The sequence below is a fragment of the Roseibium polysiphoniae genome (assembly GCF_014842925.1).
In the GTDB taxonomy this organism is placed as follows: domain Bacteria; phylum Pseudomonadota; class Alphaproteobacteria; order Rhizobiales; family Stappiaceae; genus Roseibium; species Roseibium polysiphoniae.
Window position 1 is genome coordinate 396290 of the sequence record NZ_JACYXJ010000005.1, and the last position, 20495, is coordinate 416784.

21 protein-coding genes are annotated in these 20495 nt (G+C 57.8%); 10 read left to right on the plus strand and 11 right to left on the minus strand.

Annotation, left to right across the window (positions count from 1 at the left end):
- The first annotated feature begins 57 nt into the window (after positions 1-57).
- A complete protein-coding gene (gene dnaQ, locus IG617_RS14955) occupies positions 58-777 on the plus strand; it encodes a DNA polymerase III subunit epsilon (RefSeq protein ID WP_192110045.1) in 720 nt (239 codons plus the stop codon).
- On the opposite strand, the gene IG617_RS14960 is transcribed toward dnaQ, so the two are convergent.
- Together IG617_RS14960 and IG617_RS14965 are read right to left on the minus strand one after the other, a co-directional pair.
- On the minus strand, positions 778-1644 hold the full coding sequence (locus tag IG617_RS14960; protein ID WP_192110046.1) for an aminoglycoside phosphotransferase family protein: 867 nt from the start codon (positions 1642-1644) through the stop codon (positions 778-780). It abuts the gene before it with no gap.
- 26 nt (positions 1645-1670) lie between these two features.
- Complete coding sequence (locus IG617_RS14965; protein WP_192110047.1) at positions 1671-2657, minus strand: 2-hydroxyacid dehydrogenase; 987 nt, start codon at positions 2655-2657, stop codon at positions 1671-1673.
- Between the two features lie 244 nt (positions 2658-2901).
- Here IG617_RS14965 and IG617_RS14970 point away from each other — a divergent pair, with 244 nt between their 5' ends.
- On the plus strand, positions 2902-3438 hold the full coding sequence (locus tag IG617_RS14970) for an SH3 domain-containing protein (RefSeq protein ID WP_254170565.1): 537 nt from the start codon (positions 2902-2904) through the stop codon (positions 3436-3438).
- 79 nt (positions 3439-3517) lie between these two features.
- Here the strand turns inward: IG617_RS14970 and fabI are convergent, their stop codons facing one another.
- From fabI to fabA, 3 genes are all read right to left on the minus strand, one after another.
- On the minus strand, positions 3518-4330 hold the full coding sequence (fabI, locus tag IG617_RS14975; RefSeq protein WP_192110048.1) for an enoyl-ACP reductase FabI: 813 nt from the start codon (positions 4328-4330) through the stop codon (positions 3518-3520).
- A 10-nt stretch (positions 4331-4340) separates the two neighbouring features.
- The gene (gene fabB / locus IG617_RS14980; protein WP_192110049.1) at positions 4341-5564 is read right to left on the minus strand and encodes a beta-ketoacyl-ACP synthase I; all 1224 of its coding nucleotides are present in this window, start codon (positions 5562-5564) and stop codon (positions 4341-4343) included.
- Positions 5565-5700: 136 nt separating this feature from the next.
- A complete protein-coding gene (gene fabA / locus IG617_RS14985; RefSeq protein WP_153771643.1) occupies positions 5701-6207 on the minus strand; it encodes a 3-hydroxyacyl-[acyl-carrier-protein] dehydratase FabA in 507 nt (168 codons plus the stop codon).
- Positions 6208-6557: 350 nt separating this feature from the next.
- Here fabA and irrA point away from each other — a divergent pair, with 350 nt between their 5' ends.
- Positions 6558-6989, plus strand: a complete 432-nt coding sequence (irrA, locus tag IG617_RS14990; protein ID WP_162858393.1) for an iron response transcriptional regulator IrrA — start codon at positions 6558-6560, stop codon at positions 6987-6989.
- A 27-nt stretch (positions 6990-7016) separates the two neighbouring features.
- On the opposite strand, the gene IG617_RS14995 is transcribed toward irrA, so the two are convergent.
- Both IG617_RS14995 and nth read right to left on the minus strand, forming a co-directional pair.
- Positions 7017-7538, minus strand: a complete 522-nt coding sequence (locus IG617_RS14995; RefSeq protein ID WP_192110050.1) for a GNAT family N-acetyltransferase — start codon at positions 7536-7538, stop codon at positions 7017-7019.
- The gene (nth, locus tag IG617_RS15000; protein WP_192110051.1) at positions 7535-8368 is read right to left on the minus strand and encodes an endonuclease III; all 834 of its coding nucleotides are present in this window, start codon (positions 8366-8368) and stop codon (positions 7535-7537) included. The genes IG617_RS14995 and nth overlap by 4 nt, the downstream gene beginning before the upstream one ends.
- A gap of 22 nt (positions 8369-8390) precedes the next feature.
- On the opposite strand from nth, the gene IG617_RS15005 reads away from it, so the two are divergent.
- Together IG617_RS15005 and IG617_RS15010 are read left to right on the plus strand one after the other, a co-directional pair.
- Complete coding sequence (locus IG617_RS15005) at positions 8391-8912, plus strand: DUF2244 domain-containing protein (RefSeq protein ID WP_192110052.1); 522 nt, start codon at positions 8391-8393, stop codon at positions 8910-8912.
- A 132-nt stretch (positions 8913-9044) separates the two neighbouring features.
- Entirely contained in the window at positions 9045-9377 is a 333-nt protein-coding gene (locus IG617_RS15010; RefSeq protein ID WP_192110053.1) for a hypothetical protein, read from the plus strand.
- Between the two features lie 3 nt (positions 9378-9380).
- Here the strand turns inward: IG617_RS15010 and IG617_RS15015 are convergent, their stop codons facing one another.
- A complete protein-coding gene (locus tag IG617_RS15015; protein ID WP_192110054.1) occupies positions 9381-10556 on the minus strand; it encodes an MFS transporter in 1176 nt (391 codons plus the stop codon).
- 102 nt (positions 10557-10658) lie between these two features.
- Positions 10659-13385: a DNA mismatch repair protein MutS gene (gene mutS, locus IG617_RS15020; RefSeq protein ID WP_216859586.1), complete on the minus strand. Its 2727-nt coding sequence runs from the start codon at positions 13383-13385 to the stop codon at positions 10659-10661.
- Between the two features lie 133 nt (positions 13386-13518).
- Here mutS and IG617_RS15025 point away from each other — a divergent pair, with 133 nt between their 5' ends.
- Positions 13519-15801, plus strand: coding sequence for an NADP-dependent malic enzyme (locus tag IG617_RS15025; RefSeq protein WP_192110055.1), 2283 nt, complete (start codon positions 13519-13521; stop codon positions 15799-15801).
- Positions 15802-15809: 8 nt separating this feature from the next.
- Here IG617_RS15025 and IG617_RS15030 read toward each other — a convergent pair whose 3' ends face one another.
- Positions 15810-16580, minus strand: a complete 771-nt coding sequence (locus IG617_RS15030) for an alpha/beta fold hydrolase (protein ID WP_192110056.1) — start codon at positions 16578-16580, stop codon at positions 15810-15812.
- Between the two features lie 180 nt (positions 16581-16760).
- Here IG617_RS15030 and IG617_RS15035 point away from each other — a divergent pair, with 180 nt between their 5' ends.
- Both IG617_RS15035 and trpB read left to right on the plus strand, forming a co-directional pair.
- Positions 16761-17420 (plus strand): phosphoribosylanthranilate isomerase, encoded by a 660-nt coding sequence (locus IG617_RS15035; RefSeq protein ID WP_192110057.1) that lies wholly within the window; start codon positions 16761-16763, stop codon positions 17418-17420.
- Between the two features lie 15 nt (positions 17421-17435).
- Positions 17436-18641, plus strand: coding sequence for a tryptophan synthase subunit beta (gene trpB / locus IG617_RS15040; protein WP_192110218.1), 1206 nt, complete (start codon positions 17436-17438; stop codon positions 18639-18641).
- 78 nt (positions 18642-18719) lie between these two features.
- Here trpB and IG617_RS15045 read toward each other — a convergent pair whose 3' ends face one another.
- Entirely contained in the window at positions 18720-18932 is a 213-nt protein-coding gene (locus tag IG617_RS15045) for a hypothetical protein (protein WP_192110058.1), read from the minus strand.
- 102 nt (positions 18933-19034) lie between these two features.
- Here IG617_RS15045 and IG617_RS15050 point away from each other — a divergent pair, with 102 nt between their 5' ends.
- Together IG617_RS15050 and trpA are read left to right on the plus strand one after the other, a co-directional pair.
- Positions 19035-19445 (plus strand): DUF1127 domain-containing protein, encoded by a 411-nt coding sequence (locus IG617_RS15050; RefSeq protein WP_192110059.1) that lies wholly within the window; start codon positions 19035-19037, stop codon positions 19443-19445.
- A gap of 152 nt (positions 19446-19597) precedes the next feature.
- Positions 19598-20431, plus strand: coding sequence for a tryptophan synthase subunit alpha (trpA, locus tag IG617_RS15055; RefSeq protein ID WP_192110060.1), 834 nt, complete (start codon positions 19598-19600; stop codon positions 20429-20431).
- Positions 20432-20495 lie beyond the last annotated feature (64 nt).

The following is a 20495-nucleotide window of genomic DNA, read 5'->3' on the forward strand; positions in this document are numbered from 1 at the left end:
TTGGCTCACGCCGGCTCAGTCGGCACATTGCGGTTAGACAATCTGCAAGGCGGTATGATGCGGGAAATTTCCTTCGATACGGAAACCACGGGCCTTAATCCGAGAGGCGGCGACCGGCTGGTCGAAATCGGCGGGGTAGAACTCCTCAACCATATTCCGACCGGAAATTACTACCACGTCTACATCAATCCACAGCGCGACATGCCGATCGAGGCGTTCAACGTTCATGGCCTGTCGGAAGAATTCCTGTCGGACAAACCGCTGTTCGGGCATATCGCCGATGAATTTCTTGATTTTGTCGGAGATGGGACCCTCGTGATCCACAATGCAGCCTTCGACATGGGCTTCATCAACATGGAGCTTGAACGGGCGGGCCGCCGCACGATTTCCAACGATCAGGTCATCGATACGCTTGATATCGCCCGCCGGCGGCATCCCAGCGGTCCGAATTCCCTCGATGCGCTCTGCAATCGGTATGGCATCGACAATTCCCGCCGCGTCAAACACGGCGCTCTCCTCGACGCGGAAATCCTGGCGGAAGTCTATCTCGAGCTCATGGGCGGCAAGCAGCAAGCGTTGATCTTGTCGCCGGAAGACGATCGGGCCGCAGCATCCGGGTCCCAGTCCGTCAGCATTGAAGATGGTTTAGGAAATTTCAATGCCCGCCAGCGCCCAGCAGCCTTGGCGTCACGCCTTCAGGAAACGGAATATTCCGCCCACAAGGCCTTTATCGAAGGCATGGGCGACAGCGCGGTCTGGAAAAAATACCTTCCCTGATCAGGACGAGCGTCCAAGCAGCCAGCGAACGGTTTGATGGTGGGTCGCAACATAGCCGCCATCAAAGCTCCAGGCCATGGTCTGAGCGACTGTCCAACCAAGAGCGCGTTTGCGATCCAAACCGAGTTCATCGGAAAGCCGGTCGAGCCGATAGAGCGTTGCCTCTTTCGTATGGCCGAACTCAAAACTCCTCACCAAAGGTGCGATCGAGAAGGCCCGTTCGCCAACCAATGGTTTCGGGTCGATGGCAAGCCAGGCGTTTCTCTCAGCCGAGATGATGTTGTGACCATGAAGATCCTGGTGCAGCAGGACCGACTCTCTCTGGTTTTTGCCGAGTTCGGTCAGGTAGTCGATGCCAGCATCCACCAGATAGCGTTCGCAAGGTTGGCCCGCCTTTTTCCATCCTTCGGGCATCTCTTGTGCCCATTGGGCAGCAGCATCGGCAAGACGTGTGAAGGGTGCGGCGGCCGGTTTCCATAAGTGCGGCAGCAGGTTGGAAACAACCGTTAGCGGATCCACATCTGATGCGTCTGCAAGATAATCACCGGGCTCGCACCGCTCCAGCAAAAGGGCACAGCGCGCTGGGTCATGCGCCAGCAAGCGAACGGCTCCGTCCCCATCCCAGATCGACAGAGCCGCTGCTTCATGTTCAGATTCAGGTGATGGCAACTGGATCTTCAAGACGGCTGCGTCGCCATCTCGTTCGACAGGAACCGCGAAAGACACATTGGAGCCCCCATAGGGCGCTCCAATCTTGGTCAGGTTCCAATTTTCGACACACTGATCGAAAATGTCCGGTAGCCGGGCCAGCCACGCTGCACCACCCTCATAGGCGCAAACATGCGCAAGGGTTTCAGGAGGCTTCATGGAACCAGCCCATGCTGCAAATCAAGTCAAAGCATTGACGGCAAGACGCGATCCGGCGGGCGATGCCCGTCCATGAAGGTCTTGATGTTGATGATGACCTTTTCACCCATCTCGATCCTGCCCTCGATGGTGGCCGAGCCCATATGCGGCAGCAGCATCACGTTTTCCAGCGATGCCAGCTTCGGATTGACCGCAGGCTCATGTTCGAAAACATCCAGTCCTGCGCCAGCCAGGTCGCCTGCTTCAAGCATCCGGATGAGCGCATTTTCGTCGATCACCTCACCACGGGCCGTGTTGACCACATAGGCATCCTTCTTGAGCAGCTTCAGACGCCGCGCTGACAGAAGGTGAAAGGTTCCCGGCGTATGGGGGCAATGGATTGAGACGACATCCATGCGGGCCAGCATCTGGTCGAGGCTCTCCCAATAGGTGGCCTCAAGGCTTTCTTCCATATCGGGCGTGACACGCCGGCGGTTGTGATAGTGGATGGACATGCCGAAGGCCTTGGCGCGTCGCGCAACGGCCTGGCCGATGCGGCCCATGCCGATGATGCCGAGGCGCTTGCCCCAGATCCGGTGGCCAAGCATCCAGGTCGGCGACCATCCGGCCCATTCGCCTGATTCCAGGGCCTTGATGCCCGCAGCAAGACGTCGCGGCACGGCCAGCATCAGCGCCATGGTCATGTCTGCGGTGTCTTCCGTCAGCACGCCAGGTGTGTTGGTGACGTTGATGCCGCGGTTGTTGGCGGTTGAAACGTCGATGTTGTCGACGCCATTACCAAAGTTCGCAATCAGTTTCAGATTAGGCCCTGCCTGGGACAGGACTGAAGCATCGATGCGGTCGGTGACAGTCGGCACCAGCACATCAGCCGTTTTCACAGCGTCCACCAGTTCTGCCTGGCTGAATGGCCGATCGTTTTCATTGAGGCGTGTTTCAAAGAGTTCGCGCATGCGCGTCTCAACCACATCCGGAAGTTTCCGGGTCACGACGACCACTGGCTTCTTTTTCGCCATGTTCCCTGCCTTTGCGTATCGTTGAGGTCACGTTAACCACAACGGTTCCACCATAGCGCACCTTGCGGAGAACGCGCACGCCACACCCTTTCTCCTTACCGAGATGGCAAGTGAGAAACAAGGGGATGCGGGAGCCCTCTCCTTTCCAACGGTCCCTTTTGGAGCGCGCTGGTTTTCGGACGCCAACTTCGCTACAGGTTTTGCATGATGTTGCTCACACTTAACAATTGGACAAGCGAATAATATGGCCCGATTGATGACCTCGTTGAAGGATGTCCTTTCCGCCGCACTTCTGTTTGCAGTCCTTGCGCTTTCGCCGATCGAGGCTTTTTCCCAGGCAACCAAAACGGGCGCCAGCGGATTGCCGGTTCCCCGTTTCGTCAGTCTGAAATCGGATCGCGTCAATGTTCGCATTGGCCCGTCGAGGGACCACGACGTTGCCTGGACCTTTGTTCAGGCTGGTCTGCCGGTCGAGATCATTCAGGAATTCGAGAACTGGCGGCGCATACGCGACTGGGAAGGCAAGGAAGGCTGGGTGTTCCATTCCTTGCTGTCCGGTCGCAGGACGGCTCTGGTAACGCCGTGGGACGATGCGGTTCAAACGCCTCTGAGAGCGCGTTCCAAGTCGGATGCTCAAATGGTGGCCGAGTTGCAGGCGAATGTACTGGCCACGGTTGATGGATGCGCTGGTGGTTGGTGCCGCGTCCATGGCGAGGGATATGACGGCTGGATCGATCAGACGCGTCTTTTTGGCGTCTATCCGGATGAATTGATCGACTGATCGGTCATCTGATGATCTTCAGAATGAAAAAGGGCGGCCATCAAGGCCGCCCTTTTTGTTTGGCAAGAATGCCTGAACCCTAGTCGCTCTTGGCTTCCTGGGTCTTGAGTTCTTCAAGACGCGGCATCGACATGATGTTGTAGCCGCTGTCAACGAAGTGAATCTCACCGGTCACGCCACCGGACAGATCAGACAGCAGGTAAAGTCCTGTTCCGCCGATTTCCTCAAGCGAAACTGTCCGATGCAGTGGCGCATTGCGCTTTTGATAGTTGAACATCAGCCGGGCATCGGAAACACCGGAGCCTGCCAACGTGCGAACCGGACCGGCCGAGATCGCATTCACGCGGATGTCCTGCTCACCATAATCGGCTGCCAGGTAGCGTACGGAGGATTCCAGAGCCGCCTTGGCAACACCCATGACATTGTAGTTCGGCATCACCTTGGTGGAGCCGCCATAAGTCAGGGTGATGATGGAACCGCCATTTGGCATCAGTTCGGCCGCGCGCTTGGTGATTTCCGTGAAGGAGAAGCAGGAGATCACCATGGTCCGGGAGAAATTATCCCGTGTGGTGTCTGCATATTTGCCCTTTAGCTCGCTCTTGTCGGAAAAGCCGATGGCGTGCACCAAGAAGTCGATGGTGCCCCACTCTTCCTTCAGCTTTGCGAAAACCGCATCCACGCTGTCGATGTCTTCCACATCGCACGGCAGAAGCAGGTTGGAACCAACGGAGTCAGCCAGCGGCTTGGTCCTGCGGCCAAAGGCCTCACCCTGATAGGTGAAAGCAAGCTCAGCGCCGTGGTCGGCAAGCGTCTTGGCAATGCCCCAGGCAATGGAGTGGTCGTTGGCCACACCCATCACCAGGCCGCGTTTGCCCTTCATGATGTCAGACATATTCGAGTCCTCACCCGTGGAAGCGCGACAGGGCCAGCGACGCATTGGTGCCGCCAAAGCCGAAGCTGTTGGATAGAACCGTATCGAGGCCGGCATCGTCGATGCGCTTGGTGGCGATCTCGCCGTCCTTCAGCTCAGGGTCAAGTTCAGTGATATTCGCCGACGCGGTGATGAAGTCGTTTTCCAGCATCAACAGACAGTAGATGGCTTCCTGAACGCCGGTCGCGCCCAGACTGTGGCCGGTGAGAGACTTGGTCGAGGACACCGGAGGCTGATTTTCGCCGAAAACGCGGCGGATGGCCTGGATCTCGCCGATGTCGCCAACGGGCGTGGATGTGCCATGGGAGTTGATGTAGTTGACCTTGCGCTCGCCCAGGGTGGATGTTGCCAGACGCATGCAGCGCTCGCCACCTTCACCCGATGGGGCGACCATGTCGTAGCCATCAGAATTGGCAGCGTAGCCGGTCACTTCCGCATAGATTTTCGCGCCGCGGGCCTTGGCATGTTCCAGTTCCTCAAGAACCACAACGCCGCCGCCGCCGGCGATGACGAAACCGTCGCGGGTCGCGTCATAGGCGCGGGAGGCCGTTTCGGGGGTGTCGTTGTACTTGGAAGACATGGCGCCCATGGCGTCGAACAGACAGGACAGCGTCCAGTCCAGTTCCTCGCCACCACCGGCGAACATGACGTCCTGCTTGCCGAACTGGATCTGCTCGGTCGCAGCGCCAATACAGTGCGCCGACGTCGAACAGGCCGACGTGATTGAATAGTTGATGCCCTTGATCTTGAAGGGGGTCGCAAGGCAGGCCGAGTTGGTCGAGCTCATGCCGCGGGTCACCATGAACGGGCCCATGCGCTTGGGTGCGCCCTTTTCAATGACGATCTTGTGCGCCTGGAAGAGGTTTTTCGTCGACGGACCACCAGAGCCCATGATCAGACCCGTCCGCTCATTCGAGATGTCGGTGTCTTCAAGACCGCTGTCGGCGATCGCCTGTTCCATGGCAATGAAGTTGTAAGCCGCGCCATCGCCCATGAAGCGGAGGTTCCGCTTGTCAACGTGCGACGGAATGTCGATGCTCGGCATGCCGTGGATCTGACTGCGGAAGCCGTGTTCTGCGTAGTCTGATGCAAAACTGATGCCCGACTTGCCGTCGCGAAGGCTTGCAAGAACTTCCTGGGTGTTGTTGCCGATCGACGACACAATACCCATTCCGGTGACAACCACCCGCCTCATCGCGGTCTCCTATTCAGATTTCTCATCCGCCGGTTCAGCGTGCACGGCCGTCCGGTCGGGTTTGTTTTCATAAGGCAATCCGGCACGCGAGGGCGCCGGATCGAATTGTGCACTGATAGCTATGTCGTAAGGCCTTTTAGCCCTTGGCAAGACCGACGCGCAGATCGGTTGCCTTGTAGATGGGCTGTCCGTCGGCTTTTAGCCAGCCGTCGGCGATACCCAGAACAAGACGTCCCTTCATGATCCGCTTGAAGTCGATGCCATATTCGACCTTTTTGACTTCCGGCGTGACCATGCCTTTGAACTTCACTTCGCCGGTCGAAAGCGCCATGCCTTTTCCTTCAAGGCCGAGCCAGCCGAGGAAAAATCCGGTCAGCTGCCACATGGCGTCGAGGCCCAGGCAGCCCGGCATCACCGGATTGCCCTGAAAGTGGCAGGGGAAGAACCAGAGGTCGGGCTTGATATCGAATTCAGCGCGAATGAAGCCCTTGTCGAATTCGCCACCGGTTTCGGAAATCTCCGTGATCCGGTCGAACATCAACATGGGGGGCAGCGGCAATTGTGCGTTGCCGGGTCCAAATAGCTCGCCACGTGCGCAAGCAAGAAGGTCTTCGTATTCGTAGCTGGATCGCCGCTCGGTCATTCGAGGTCCGTTGTTATCTCTCGCACCCGGTTTCGCCCGAACGGCTCGCCGGATGGTGGTTTTGATCGATTTGTTAGGGCGCCTTCCTAACACAGGGGAAACCGGTCCGAAAGATCACCCTTCTCGTAACTTTAAGCCAAAATACGCGGTTTGAACCGGCCACAGCCGCAATTCCTTCAAGGATGGGTCTGACGATAGACGAAATGAGGTTGAGGAAAAACTTGCATCCATGAGCCAAGAAATGCCAATTATAGGCTGAATATCCCGGTTGATTGCCAATTAACACTGCGGACACTACGTTTAGGTAGGGTGCTGCAACAGGCAAAAGACCTCGGAAGCAAGATCTGGGAATGACCGACACGATGCAAACACATCATGCCGAACACAATGTGACTGACATGCTCCGGAGCGCAGGCTTGCGCCCAACGAGGCAGCGTGTCTCACTCGCCGAGATTCTTTATTCCAAGGGCGACCGGCATATTTCAGCTGAATTGCTGCATGAAGAAGCCGTCGATGCCGATGTTCCCGTGTCTCTGGCCACGGTCTACAATACGCTGCATCAGTTCACGGAAGCCGGTCTTTTGCGAGAAGTCGCGATTGATGGCAACAAGACCTACTTCGACACCAATGTCTCGGATCACCATCACTTTTTCATCGAAGGTGAGAACAAGGTCATCGATATTCCAGGTGAAGGCGTCGGCATCGGCCGTATACCGCAGGCGCCGGACGGGATGGAAGTTGTTCGCGTCGATGTGATCGTCCGGGTCCGTCAGAAAGACTAGGACCTGCTGCACCAGCTCGCAGCTCGTCTAGTCGAGCGCAGCTTTCCAGCAATAGATATCAACGAGATCGTCCGTTCCCGGAAAAACCATCTCGTTTGATCGCGTAAATCCAAGCTTTTGCAGCAATTTGATGGACCGGCTGTTGTCGGGTGTGACGATGGCAAGAAGCTGCGTCAACTCGAGTTCGCGTTCCGCATGCTTCTGAACTGCATGGGCCGCTTCTCGCGCAAAACCTGATCCGCCGTGTTCTGCGAGAAAGGCATAGCCGAGATCCGGACCATCAAATCCCTCGCGCTCCACGATCCCGCAAATTCCGAGCGGCTCACCATCGCTCAGCCTGGTCACCAACCAAAACCCGAAACCATTGCTTCGATAGCTCTGGATCAGCTTCTCACGCACATAATTGGCAGCTTTTGTGAGGTCCGAGATCTGCCTGTTGCCGATGTAACGGTGATAGTCCGGCTCGTTCATCAGCTTCAGAAAGAACGCGGCGTCGGCCTCATTCGCCTCACGAAACTTCAGTCGCTGCGTCGCGTTCGGGACATTCATTCCGCATCCAGACGGGTTTTGCCGGCGGCGACAAGCGCAGCGGTGCGCACGGCGATCTCCGGAGTGGCGTCATAGGGCTCTTTGTCGGGACTCTTGCAGAGATCGTAGATGAGACAGCGTTTGCATTCGGGCTTGCGCGCCTTGCAGATGTAGCGGCCGTGAAGGATCAGCCAATGGTGCGCGTGCAGGCTGAATTCCGGCGGGATGATCCGCTCCATGGCCTTTTCGACATCCAGCGGCGTCTTCCCCGGAGCAATGCCAATTCGGTTGCCGAGCCTGAACAGATGCGTGTCGACCGCGATTGTCGGCTGGCCGAAGAAGATGTTGAGCACCACATTCGCCGTCTTGCGGCCAACGCCAGGCAGCTTCTCCAGTTCTTCACGGTCATCGGGCACTTCGCCGCCGTGATCACGAAGCAGCTGCTGCGAAAGGAGGATGACGTTCTTGGCCTTGGTTTTGTAAAGGCCAATCGTGCGGATTTCCTCGCGAACCTTGTCTTCGCCAAGCGCGTCCATCTTTTCCGGAGTGTCGGCGATCTGAAACAGATGTTTTGTTGCGCGGTTGACGCCGACATCCGTCGCCTGTGCGGACAAGACCACGGCCACAAGCAATGTGTAGGCGTTCACATAGTCCAGTTCGCCCTCGGGTTCGGGGTTATCTGCATGAAATCTTTGAAAGATCGCGTAGGTCTCTGCCTTGGTATAGCGGGACCGCTTCAAGACTTTGCCCGGATTGTCGACGGACGGCGCTTTCCGTTTCGGCGCGGTCTTTTTCTTTGTCGCAGTCGCTGGAGACGTGGCGCGACGCTTTGTGATCTTTGAATCTGCCATGCCCACTCTATAATCTTTCTTCATGACAGCCGACAATCCGAAACCCGAGCCTGAAAACGATGCCTACAGCACTGAAGAGCCCTTCTTCTCGGCCGTGCTGACGCCCTATCGTTCGTTGAGCCCGCGCGGCTTCATGGTTTTCATGTTGTGTGTCGGCGCGGTGAGTTTCATCTCCGGAATTGCCTTTCTGGCGATCGGCGCTTGGCCGGTCTTCGGTTTTTTCGGCCTGGATGTCCTGCTCATCTGGTTGGCGTTCAGGCTGAACTATGTGTCGGCCAAGACCTATGAGGAAGTTGTGGTTTCGGCGCACGAAATTGTCGTGCGAAAGGTCGGGCCGGGAAAACGTCATCAGGAATTTCGCTTCAATCCCTTGTGGGTGCGCATGTCGATGACCCGCCTCGAAGATGAAGGCGTCACCCGGTTGTCTTTGAGTTCGAGAGGCGAACATATCGACATCGGAAATTTCCTGAACCCTGAAGATCGCACCAGTTTTGCCGGCGCGATGGCCAATGCCCTTGCCACCGCCAAGGCAGGCAGTATCTGAGCGTTGCAGCGCATCTACTGTAGTGCGCTTTTTATTTGAGCACGCATAGCGGGCAGGCTTGCTGTAACTTGTTGCCACCTTTCATGTCCGCGTCCCGCAAAGGCTGCGCGAGGTAACAAGAGGCTTCCTGCAATGCCCGAGTTCCGACTCCCTCTTTCCGGTGACGTCACCCAGGCCATCAATCCCTGGTTTGACATGTTCAAGGCCTTTGGCAGTCAGTTCGGTCTGATCAACATCAATCTCGGCAGGTCGCCGGCACCTGAGATCGAACAGAAGGTCCTTCAGGAAGTCGGCAGTTACGGGCGCCAGCTCGGGCGCATGGGCGATGCTCTGAATGTCCTCATCGAAAAGCTCGAACCCAAGCTTGGCGATCTCACGAAGGAGGAGCGTCTCGCTCTTGATGCCTTCCGGGTGATGCAGGCGGAAATTGATCAGATCAAATCTGATCATCGGCTTTCGCGATAGTCGTCAGGATACGCGCCGCCCCGTCCTTTTAGTCAAGATCAGGACCACGAAGGCAAGGGCGCCGACGCCGCCAGCAGCGTATACGACCATCTGAAAATCGAAGACGTCGGCGATGAAGCCCATCGAAACTCCACCAATCATGCCACCGAGGAACAGGCTGTTCATGTAGATTGCGGTCGCCTTGCCGGGCTCTTCAGGAATGAAGCTTTGGACGTAGGTGATGGCGATGCCGGCAAAGAGGCCGTAGTACAGCCCTTCCAGGGCAGCATAGGCAGCTGCCTCCGCCACTGTCGTGACCTGGGCCATGAGGCCGAACGCAAAAACGCCAAGAAGAGCGGCGACCAGGAGGACTTGCCGCGCGCCAAAACGTTCCGCAAGCCGGGCGGCTGCGAAAATCACCAGGATCTCGACAAAGCACTTGATCGAAAGCGCCATGCCCGGTGTAAAGCCCGGCAGGCCTGCTTCCTTGATGAAAAAGAGCGGGGCCGCGGTGGTGAAGAGAACGTTGGCCAGTGCAAACATGGTGCAGCAGAGAGCTGCGAGCAAAAGCGCCCAATCCATGCGCTTGGCCGGCTCATCCTTACGGGTCTTGGGCGGCGCGGTGAAACCGCCCGGCACCAGAAAATACCAGCTTGCCAGCCAGACAAGGCCAAGAGCGGCCGACAGAAAATAGGTTTTTTGAAAACCGATCTCGGCGATCAGGACGAAGGTCAGCGCTGGCCCGATCATCCACGCGAGCGAAACGCCCATTCGCAGCAATGCGTTGAAGCGGCCTGCGTCGATGTCATTGGCGTTTGCATATAGCCGGCCGAAGGTGAAGGTTGTGGCTGTCGCACCATTGGCAATCGCCATCATCGGTGCACCAGCTAAGACGAGAACTTCAAAACGTGGGCCGCTGGCCAGCAGACCGGCAAAGAGCACGTAGCAACCGACGGACAGGCCAAGCAGCTTTCGAACAGGTACGGACCCGTCGAGCAACCGTCCAAACCGGCGGTTCACCAACATGGTAAGCGGCGTCACCAATCCAGTGTAGAGGCCGATTTTCCACGGCGGCTGTTGCAGGCCCTCGACAATGAAATAGCCCATGGCCGGCACAAGCGATGCGGTGCAGGTTGAGCCGAGGACGAGAAGAAACACGATATGGAGGCCCTGCTTGGGCAGGACAGGCAAGGCAATCATGTTTCAATCCGATTGGTGCTGCGCGAGAATGAACGCAGATGAGGAAGAGCGTCTGAAGCCTATGCGTTTAGGCGATTTCTGTCACGCCTTGATGAAGCCAAATCAGATCTGATCCCGGTTTGAGCGCGCTGCCTTGAGCCGGTAAAGCGCTTCCAGTGCCTCGCGCGGCGTCATGTCGTCCGGGTCAATCGTATCGAGTTCTTGAGCAAGAAGATCAGGCTCGCCTGAGTCCGTAGCAGCGCTGGGCGTCGGTGTCAGCGCCGCGAAGAGCGGCAATTCGTCGATCAAGGATTCTGCCGGTGACCGTCGGTCCTGCTCCTCAAGCTGACTGAGAACCGCTTTAGACCGCTCGACAACGCTGGACGGAAGACCAGCAAGTTTCGCAACCTGAATGCCATAGGAGCGATCCGCGGCGCCAGGCACGATTTCGTGCAGAAAGACCACCTCGCCTTTCCACTCTTTCACCTGCACGGTGGCGTTGGACAGCCGGTCGAGCTTTTGCGAGAGCGCGGTCAGCTCATGGTAGTGCGTGGCGAACAAAGCCCGCGACTTGTTGATCTCGTGCAGGTGTTCAATCGTTGCCCAGGCGATCGACAGTCCGTCAAAGGTCGCTGTACCGCGGCCGATCTCATCCAGGATCACAAGGGAGCGGTCGCCGGATTGATTGAGGATCGCGGCCGTTTCGACCATTTCGACCATGAAGGTAGACCGGCCGCGTGCCAGATCATCGGCTGCGCCCACACGTGAGAAAAGTCGGTCGACAACGCCGATATGAGCTGATGCGGCTGGAACGAAGGATCCCATTTGCGCAAGAACGGCAATCAGTGCGTTCTGGCGCAGGAAGGTCGATTTACCGGCCATATTGGGGCCGGTGATCAGCCAGATGCGGCCCGTTTGTTCTTCTTCCTCAGGCCCAAGATCAGCGTCGTTTGCAACAAAGCTCTCACCGCCGGATGTCCTGAGCGCGCGTTCCACCACCGGGTGACGGCCACTGACGATGTTGAAGGCGCGGCTGTCATCGACCTGGGGTCGGATGTAGCTGTCTTCCTGTGCCAATTTCGCGAGCGCTGCAGAGACGTCCAGAATGCTGAGGCCCTGCGCGGCAGCCTTGATGGCATCACCCGCCGAGATGATTTCGCCCGCCAGTCGCTCGAAGATCTCGGTCTCGATCGCAAAGGCCCGTTCCCCGGCACTGGCGATCTTGGATTCCAGATCCGCGAGTTCTGTGGTCGTGAACCGCATCGCGCCCGCCATGGACTGGCGATGGATGAAACGCGCCGGGTCGGAGGTCAGTTTTTCCGACTGTGCGGTTGGCGCTTCGATGAACCAGCCAAGAACGTTGTTGTGCTTGATCTTCAGGGAGCGAATTCCGAGCTCTTCGGAATAGTCCGCCTGGAGCCGGGCGATGACCTTTCGCGATTCATCCCGAAGAGATCTGAGCTCGTCGAGATCGGAATTGTAGCCCGACGCAACAAACCCGCCATCTCGTTTCAGCAGGGGCGGATCTTCCTTGATCGCGGTGACCAGCTCTTCGCCCAGTGCGTGAGGCGCTGCATCAAGGCTTGCGCGGGCGGCCGCGACTTCTGCAGGAATGGTGGCGGAAACGCTTCCGGTTTGATTCAGAACCGCTCGGGCGGCGGTAAGGCCTTGTGCAATAGAAAGAATATCCCGTGGGCCACCACGTTGCAGGGCAATCCGGGACAGGGCGCGGGCCATATCCGGCGCACCTTTCAGCGTCTGGCGCAGGCCTTCGCGCATCATTTCATTTTCCAGGAAGAACTCGACCGCGTCGTGACGGCGCGAGATTTCATCCGGATTGATCAGGGGGCCGGCGAGCCGGCTTGAAAGAAGCCGTGAACCACCGCCAGTGACCGTCCGGTCAATGGTTGCCAGCAGACTGCCCTGTTTTTCTCCGCCAAGGGTTCTGGTCAGCTCCAGGTTTGCCCGCGTCGCCGGATCGATCAGCATGCGCCCGGCGCCGGCCTCACGCGTGGGCGTATCCAGTGGCGGTCGTTCGCCCAGTTGGGTCTTTTCAATATAGGCAAGAATGCCGGCCGCTGCGGACAGCTCTGCGCGGGAGAAGGTGCCAAAGCCGTCGAGCGTCTTGACGCCGAAGTAGTGAGCCAGGCGATCTGCGGCGGTCGAACTGTCGAAGAAGGCACGCGGCACGGGCGACAGGGCACCGCCCAGCTGTTCTGCGGTTTGCCGAAGATCAGCCTCCTGCAAGAGGGTGTCAGGCAGGATCAACTCACGCGGGGAAATCTGGGCGAGATCGGCCGCAAGCCGCTGGTCATCCGTCTCGGCGACCTGAAACGACCCCGTCGACATGTCGATCCACGCCAGGCCATAAACGCTGTCGCCTGCGAGCGATCCGCCGCGCAACCTCGTCATGGCGGACAGGAAGTTGTTTGCGCTGGAATCGAGCAGCCGCTCCTCGGTCAGCGTTCCCGGCGTCACCAGCCGCACCACATCCCGGCGCACCACTGATTTGGAGCCGCGTTTTTTCGCCTCGGCCGGATCTTCAGTCTGCTCGCACACGGAAACCCGATGGCCGAGCGAAATCAGTTTTTGCAGATAGTCATCAGCCGCATGGACCGGGACCCCGCACATGGGAATGTCTTCGCCAAGGTGCTTGCCGCGCTTCGTCAAGGTAATGCCCAGTGCCCGGGCAGCAACTTCGGCGTCGTCGAAAAACAGCTCGTAGAAATCTCCCATCCGGTAGAACAGGAGGCTGTCCGGATTGGCCGTCTTGATCTCGATGAACTGGGCCATCATCGGGGTGACGCGGGCTTCCGCCTGCGGCGCTTTGAGAGACTGGTTTTCTGACATGAGGCGAAAGTAGCAAACCCTTTTCGTGCTTTCACAAATGCTATGCCCGATCTCGCCTTGAGTGGGCAATTTTCAGGGGATAAGGTCTTGCCCACGACCGCGCAAGAAGGCCGAAAAAGGAAACGCCGAAACCATGTCCGCCAACGACAAGACCTCCAAAACGTCCGTCAGCTTCACCGACCAGGAAGCGCTTCAGTTCCATCAGGAAGGCAGGCCGGGAAAGCTCGAAGTCACGCCAACCAAACCGATGGCGACCCAGCGGGATCTGTCACTGGCTTATTCGCCCGGCGTAGCGGTTCCGGTTCGCGCTATTGCTGATGATCCCAGTCGCGCCTTCGACTACACGACGCGTGGCAACCTGGTCGCGGTCATTTCAAACGGCACCGCAATCCTGGGCATGGGCAACCTGGGGGCCCTGGCGTCCAAGCCGGTCATGGAGGGCAAGGCGGTCCTCTTCAAGCGCTTCGCCGACGTGGACTCCATCGATCTGGAAGTCGACACGGAAGAGGTCGAGGAGTTCATCAATTCCGTCCGGTACCTCGGGCCCTCCTTTGGCGGCATCAATCTGGAAGACATCAAGGCGCCCGACTGTTTCATCATCGAACAGCGCTTGCGCGAGTTGATGGACATTCCGGTTTTTCATGACGATCAGCACGGCACGGCAATCATCGCCGCGGCGGGCATGATCAATGCGCTTCACCTGACCGGCCGGGACATGAAAACCGTAAAGGTCGTCTGCAATGGCGCGGGCGCAGCTGGCATTGCCTGCATCGAGTTGATCAAGGCCATGGGCGTGCCCCATGAGAATGTCATCCTCTGCGACACCAAGGGCGTCATTTACAAAGGCCGCGCAGAAGGCATGAACCAGTGGAAGTCTGCCCACGCGGTTGAGTCCGAGGCACGTTCACTCTATGACGCCCTGAAAGGGGCTGACGTTTTCCTCGGCGTATCGGTCAAGGGCGCGTTGACCCACGACATGCTGCGCGCAATGGCGCCGAACCCGATCATTTTTGCCATGGCCAATCCGGATCCGGAAATCACACCGGAAGAGGCAGCGGAGGTGCGCGATGATGCCATCGTGGCGACAGGCCGGTCGGATTATCCGAACCAGGTCAACAATGTTCTTGGCTTTCCTTACATCTTCCGGGGCGCGCTGGATGTGCAGGCGACGACCATCAATGATGAAATGAAGGTGGCGTGTGCCCAGGCGCTGGCAGAGCTCGCCCGTGAGGAAGTGCCTGATGAGGTTGCCGCAGCCTACCGCGGAAATCGCCCGAAGTTCGGACCGGAGTACATCATTCCCGTTCCCTTCGATCCGCGTCTGATCTCGTCCATCCCGCCGGCCGTCGCTCAGGCTGCGATGGACTCAGGGGTTGCCCGCCGCCCGATCGTCGACATGGAAGTCTACAAGCAGCAGCTTTCTGCGCGCCGCGATCCGGTCGCAGGAACCCTGCAGCGGATTTTCTCCAAGGTCCGCCAGATGCCAAAGCGTGTTGTCTTCGCCGAGGGCGAGGAGGAGCCAGTCATCCGGGCGGCGGTCAGCTTCGTCAACCAGGGACTCGGCCAAGCCATCCTGATCGGCCGCGAGGACGAGGTTAAATCCGTTGCCCTTGCCGCAGGCGTCGATATCAACCGGCCCGGCATCGTCATTCAGAATGCGCGTCTTTCAAATCGTAACAGCGATTATGCCCAGTTCCTGTTTGGCCGTCTGCAGCGCAAGGGCTACCTCCTCCGCGACTGTCAGCGCATGGTCAACAACGACCGTAACTACTGGGGCGCCATCATGGTGGCGCGCGGTGATGCGGATGCGATGGTCACCGGCCTGACGCGAAACTATTCGGTCGCCCTCGACACCGTCCGTGCCTGCATCGACACCAAGCCGGGCCACCGTGTCATCGGTGTCTCGCTGGCCCTCGCCCGTGGTCGCACTGTCCTGATTGCCGACACGGCGGTCATCGACATGCCGACATCGGAAGAACTGGCCGATATCGCCGAAGAGGCAGCACATGTCGCGCGCAAGCTCGGATATGAGCCGCGGGTTGCCATGCTGGCCTATTCCACCTTTGGGCATCCGAAGGGCGAGCGGTCGGAGAAGGTTCAGGAAGCCGTGAAGATACTCGACCGTCGCCGGGTAGACTTCGAGTATGACGGTGAAATGGCCGCTGACATTGCCCTGAACATGGACAAGATGGCCTCCTACCCGTTCTGCCGTCTGACCGGCCCTGCCAATGTTCTGGTCATGCCTGCATTCCACTCAGCTTCGATCTCCACAAAGATGCTGCAGGAACTTGGCGGATCCACGGTGATCGGGCCGCTTCTGGTCGGGCTCGACAAGCCGGTTCAGATCGTGCCGATGGGAGCCAAGGACAGCGACATCGTCAACATGGCTGCCATTGCGGCGTTTAATGTGACCTAAGCGGAAGTCTAGGTCGGGGTTTGCGAAACGAGCCTTTGAGGAAGTTGGGAATCTTGGATCCAGGCCCTTAGGGCATCAGCAAAGAGATCCGGAGCTTGTCCAATCCAGCCATGGCCTAGGTCCGGTACAATCCGGGCCGCGCCGTTGGGCAAACTGCTGAACGCTGACAGGCTTTCCTTGATCGCCGAATGTTCCTTGGCCCCGGCGAGAACAAGTGTCTTTGTTTTCACCTTTGGTAGCGCTGCCTCCGCATCGAAATTTAAGGCAAGACGACTGGCGAGGCGTGTTGTCTTGGCTGAACAATTTGCAGAACCCTCCAGGGCGCTGATCAGATTGACATCTTGAATGCCCATAGATCGGGCCATCTTTTCGCGAATGGATTTTAGCCCCATGAGCCAGGATGACGCATCCATCATGATGGATGCGGCTCTTGGAATCTGGATTGGCTTATGCTGGAAACCACTTAAAACAGCGGTTTTTGCCAGATCCGGATGACGAAGCAGATATTGAAACCCAATATAGGCACCCATGGATACGCCGGCGACGTGGACCGGACCATCTCCCATTGCCCGAATAGTCAGGGCGACCTCATCGGCGGCTTGAGCAAAGGTTTTTAAAGCCGTGGCTTTGCTGAGCCCATGTCCAGGCAAGTCCATCGTGATGCAGCGGTAATCAGGCAGTAAGCCGATCGTCTCCTGCCACATGCGCTGGTCAAAGCCGGCGGCATGAAGAAACAGAATAGAAGGTCCGCTCGACCTCGATTGCGACCAGTTCAGCATTCGATCTTTCCGATCACATTGGAAGCACTATCTGACATCCTTGTAGTGTCCTTGGTGCCGCCTCGCTCGTCAAAAACGTGTGTGGCCCAAATGTCGAGCAAGAAATCGGTTTGAGTTCTGTTGCTGCGTTCGGGCATTCTCTTTTGACAAAGTCTTCTTCAGCGGCGATATCTCGAACCCATGGCTGATCTCATCATCAAAATCTGCGGTCTATCGACCGAAGAAACCATGCAGGCGGCGCTGGATGCCGGCGCTGACATGATCGGGCTTGTCTTCTTTCCCAAGAGCCCGCGTCACGTATCGCTGTCACAGGCCTGCAAGCTGGCGGACATGGCGCGTGGCAAGGCGGAGATTGTTGCCCTGACGGTCGACATGAACCTGGACGGACTGTCGCGGATCAACGAGCTGGTTGCGCCTGATTGGTTTCAGTTTCACGGCTCCGAAACGCCGGAAGCCTGTGCCGCCGCAAAGGTCATGTACAAGAAAAAGGTCATGAAGGCGGTTCCGATTTCCGAGGCCGCGGACCTTGAACAGGCGCAGTTCTACTCTATCGTTGCTGACATGATCCTTTTTGACGCCAAACCGCCTCAAGGGTCGGATGTACCGGGCGGCAACGGCGTTTCCTACGACTGGTCTCTGCTCAAAGACCTTGACCTTTCCAAGCCCTTCATGCTTTCGGGGGGACTTGATCCGTCAAACGTTGCTGACGCAATTGCCCAAAGTGGTGTGAAGGCGATCGACGCATCCTCCGGCATGGAGCGGGAGCGAGGCGTCAAGGATGTAGAACTTATTCGCGCTTTCGTGGCAGCCGCCCGAGGCGCAAAAGTGGCAGGGGAGTAACTTGCGTTGACCACGATGGCGAACAGCATGCGGTCCGGACCGGACGAGCGCGGCCATTTCGGGATTTTTGGTGGTCGCTATGTCGCCGAAACCCTGATGCCGCTGATCCTGGACCTTGAAAAGGCCTATGAAGCTGCGAAGAACGACCCGGCTTTTGCCGAGGAAGTGACAGAGCTCAACACGCATTATACGGGACGGCCGTCGCCGCTGTATTTTGCCGAACGGCTGACGGAGCACCTCGGCGGCGCGAAGATCTATTTCAAGCGTGACGAGCTGAACCACACCGGATCGCACAAGATCAACAACTGCCTGGGTCAGATTCTTCTGGCCAAGCGCATGGGCAAGACGCGGATCATCGCGGAAACCGGCGCTGGGCAGCATGGTGTCGCGACGGCTACCGTTTGCGCCCGCTTTGGTCTGCCTTGTGTGGTCTATATGGGCGCGACGGATGTGGAGCGGCAAAAGCCGAACGTCTTCCGCATGAAGCTTCTTGGAGCCGAGATCGTCCCGGTCACGGCAGGTGCCGGTACGCTCAAGGACGCCATGAACGAAGCGCTTCGTGACTGGGTCACCAACGTTGATGACACCTATTACCTGATCGGAACCGCGGCCGGCCCGCATCCCTATCCGGAAATGGTCCGTGACTTTCAGGCTGTGATTGGTCAGGAAACGCGCGAGCAGATGATGGCGGCTGAAGGCCGTTTGCCAGACGCCCTGGTTGCTGCTGTTGGCGGTGGCTCCAACGCAATCGGTCTATTCCATCCGTTCCTCGATGATCCCGGCGTAAAGCTCTATGGTGTCGAAGCCGGTGGTCGAGGTCTTGAAGGCGAAGAGCACTGCGCGTCCCTGACCGCAGGCAAGCCCGGCGTTCTTCATGGAAACCGGACGTACCTGCTTCAAGATGATGATGGCCAGATCCTCGAAGGGCATTCGATCTCGGCCGGCCTCGACTATCCCGGCATCGGCCCCGAGCATTCATGGCTCAAGGAAACCGGCCGGGTTAGCTATGTTCCTGCCATGGACGATGAAGCTCTCGAGGCTTTCCAGCTTCTGACCAAGGTGGAGGGGATCATTCCTGCCCTCGAACCGGCTCATGCTCTGGCCCATGTCACCAAGCTGGCGCCGACCATGGACAAGGATCAGATTATCGTCATGAACCTCTGTGGTCGCGGCGACAAGGATGTCTTCGCAGTCGGCGAAATGCTGGGCTTTGATCTCTAAAGCACTGAAAAAATATAGATAAGACAAAGCCGCTGGCAGTTTTGCCGGCGGCTTTTGTGTTTTCAGGCGGTCGCCCGATCAGCGGCCACCCATTCCCACTGCAGCAATACGGGCAATAAGAAAGGCCTGCCTGCCGCGCGCATCCATTTGCTCGGCGGATTGGCTGGCTGGGGTCGTGACGTCTCTTTCAAAGAGGCTTTCAGCAGGTTTGCCGGTCGGGACATAGGATTTGACCCGGTTCCAGAAGGTGGAGAGGTCGGTATTGCTATCAAGTTGAGGGGCAAGAGCCATGGGTGTCTCCCTTGTTGTTGGTTTGCTATGGGCTACGCTGGCTAATATAATGCGCACTGAGTGCATCGCCACTGCTTTTATCGCGCATCTGATCTGCGCGCTATGCGTTTCACGGTGGTGAAGGGCCCGCTTTCGACGGCGCGCTATGCCATGAACGCAGTGCTGCTGCGCACCATCGATATATTGCATTGCAAAATAGACGGCTTATTATTTGGGCGACTTAAGCCAATGCCTAATTCTTTCTCAGGTTTGGCCATCACCATCTTGAAAAACCAGAAAGGTCGCCAAATGGCTCTTTCCCACGCTGCTTCTCCAATCGAAACAATTTCCAGCATTGCGTCTTCCCTCGGTCGTTCCTTCCTGGAGACTTGCGAAAGCATTGGTCGCGCGCGTGCTGCCAAGGTTCTCTATGCGGATCTCGCAGGCATGAGCGACGAAGAACTCGCCAACCTTGGTCTGAAGCGGGATGAGATTTCGCAGACGGTCTACGCGAAAATCTACGACCACGGGTAAGCTGTTTGTTCGAATTTACCTTCCGGCGACCATCAATTCGATGCGTCGGGTGGCGAAGGCGGATTGACATGAGGCAATCCTGCCCACTACATCCAAACGGAACTGAAATGCTGGTGGTTCCCGCGTTTCAAGCGTAGCAGGGTAGGAATAGCATGACGGAAACGCGTATCGATCGCCGCTTCAAGGCCTGTGCGGATGAAAACCGCCCGGCTCTGGTGACCTTCATCACGGCAGGCGATCCGGATCTTGAAACATCCAAAGCGGTTCTGAAAGCCATGCCCGCCGCAGGTGCCGATGTCATCGAGCTCGGCATGCCGTTTTCCGATCCGATGGCCGAAGGCGTTCCGGTCCAGCTGGCGACCCAACGCGCGCTTGCCGCTGGTCAGACCATGGACAAAACGCTCCAGATGGTGCGCGAATTCCGTGAAGATGATCCGGATACGCCGATCATCCTGATGGGCTACTACAATCCCATCTATATCCGCGATCCGAAGAAATTCGTTGTCGAGGCCAAGGATGCTGGCGTTGACGGACTGATCATCGTCGACATTCCTCCCGAAGCCGACGAAGAATTGTGTATTCCGGCGCTTGATGCAGGCTTGAACTTCATCCGTCTTGCCACGCCGACGACCGACGACAAGCGCCTTCCTGCGGTGCTCGCCAACACCTCCGGCTTTGTCTACTATGTGTCTGTGACCGGGATCACCGGAACCGGTGCGCTTGACGTGACCAATGTTTCAAACGCGGTTCAGCGCATCAAAGGTCATACGGCTCTTCCTGTCGCGGTTGGTTTTGGCGTGAAAACGGCCGAAGACGCACAGGCTATCGGCAAAAACGCTGATGGCGTGGTCGTTGGATCGGTGCTTGTGAATGCTATTCGTGACAGCCTTGATGATGCCGGAAAGGCAACCGATAAGACTGTTACTGCGGTTACGGATCTCGTTGCGTCGCTTGCTGGCGGTGCCGCCCGTGCGCGCAACGCCTGAATTCCCGCAGGTTCGGCCCATGGCCTGACCTGAGAGTAATTGTTTAAAAGAACGGACACGCCCG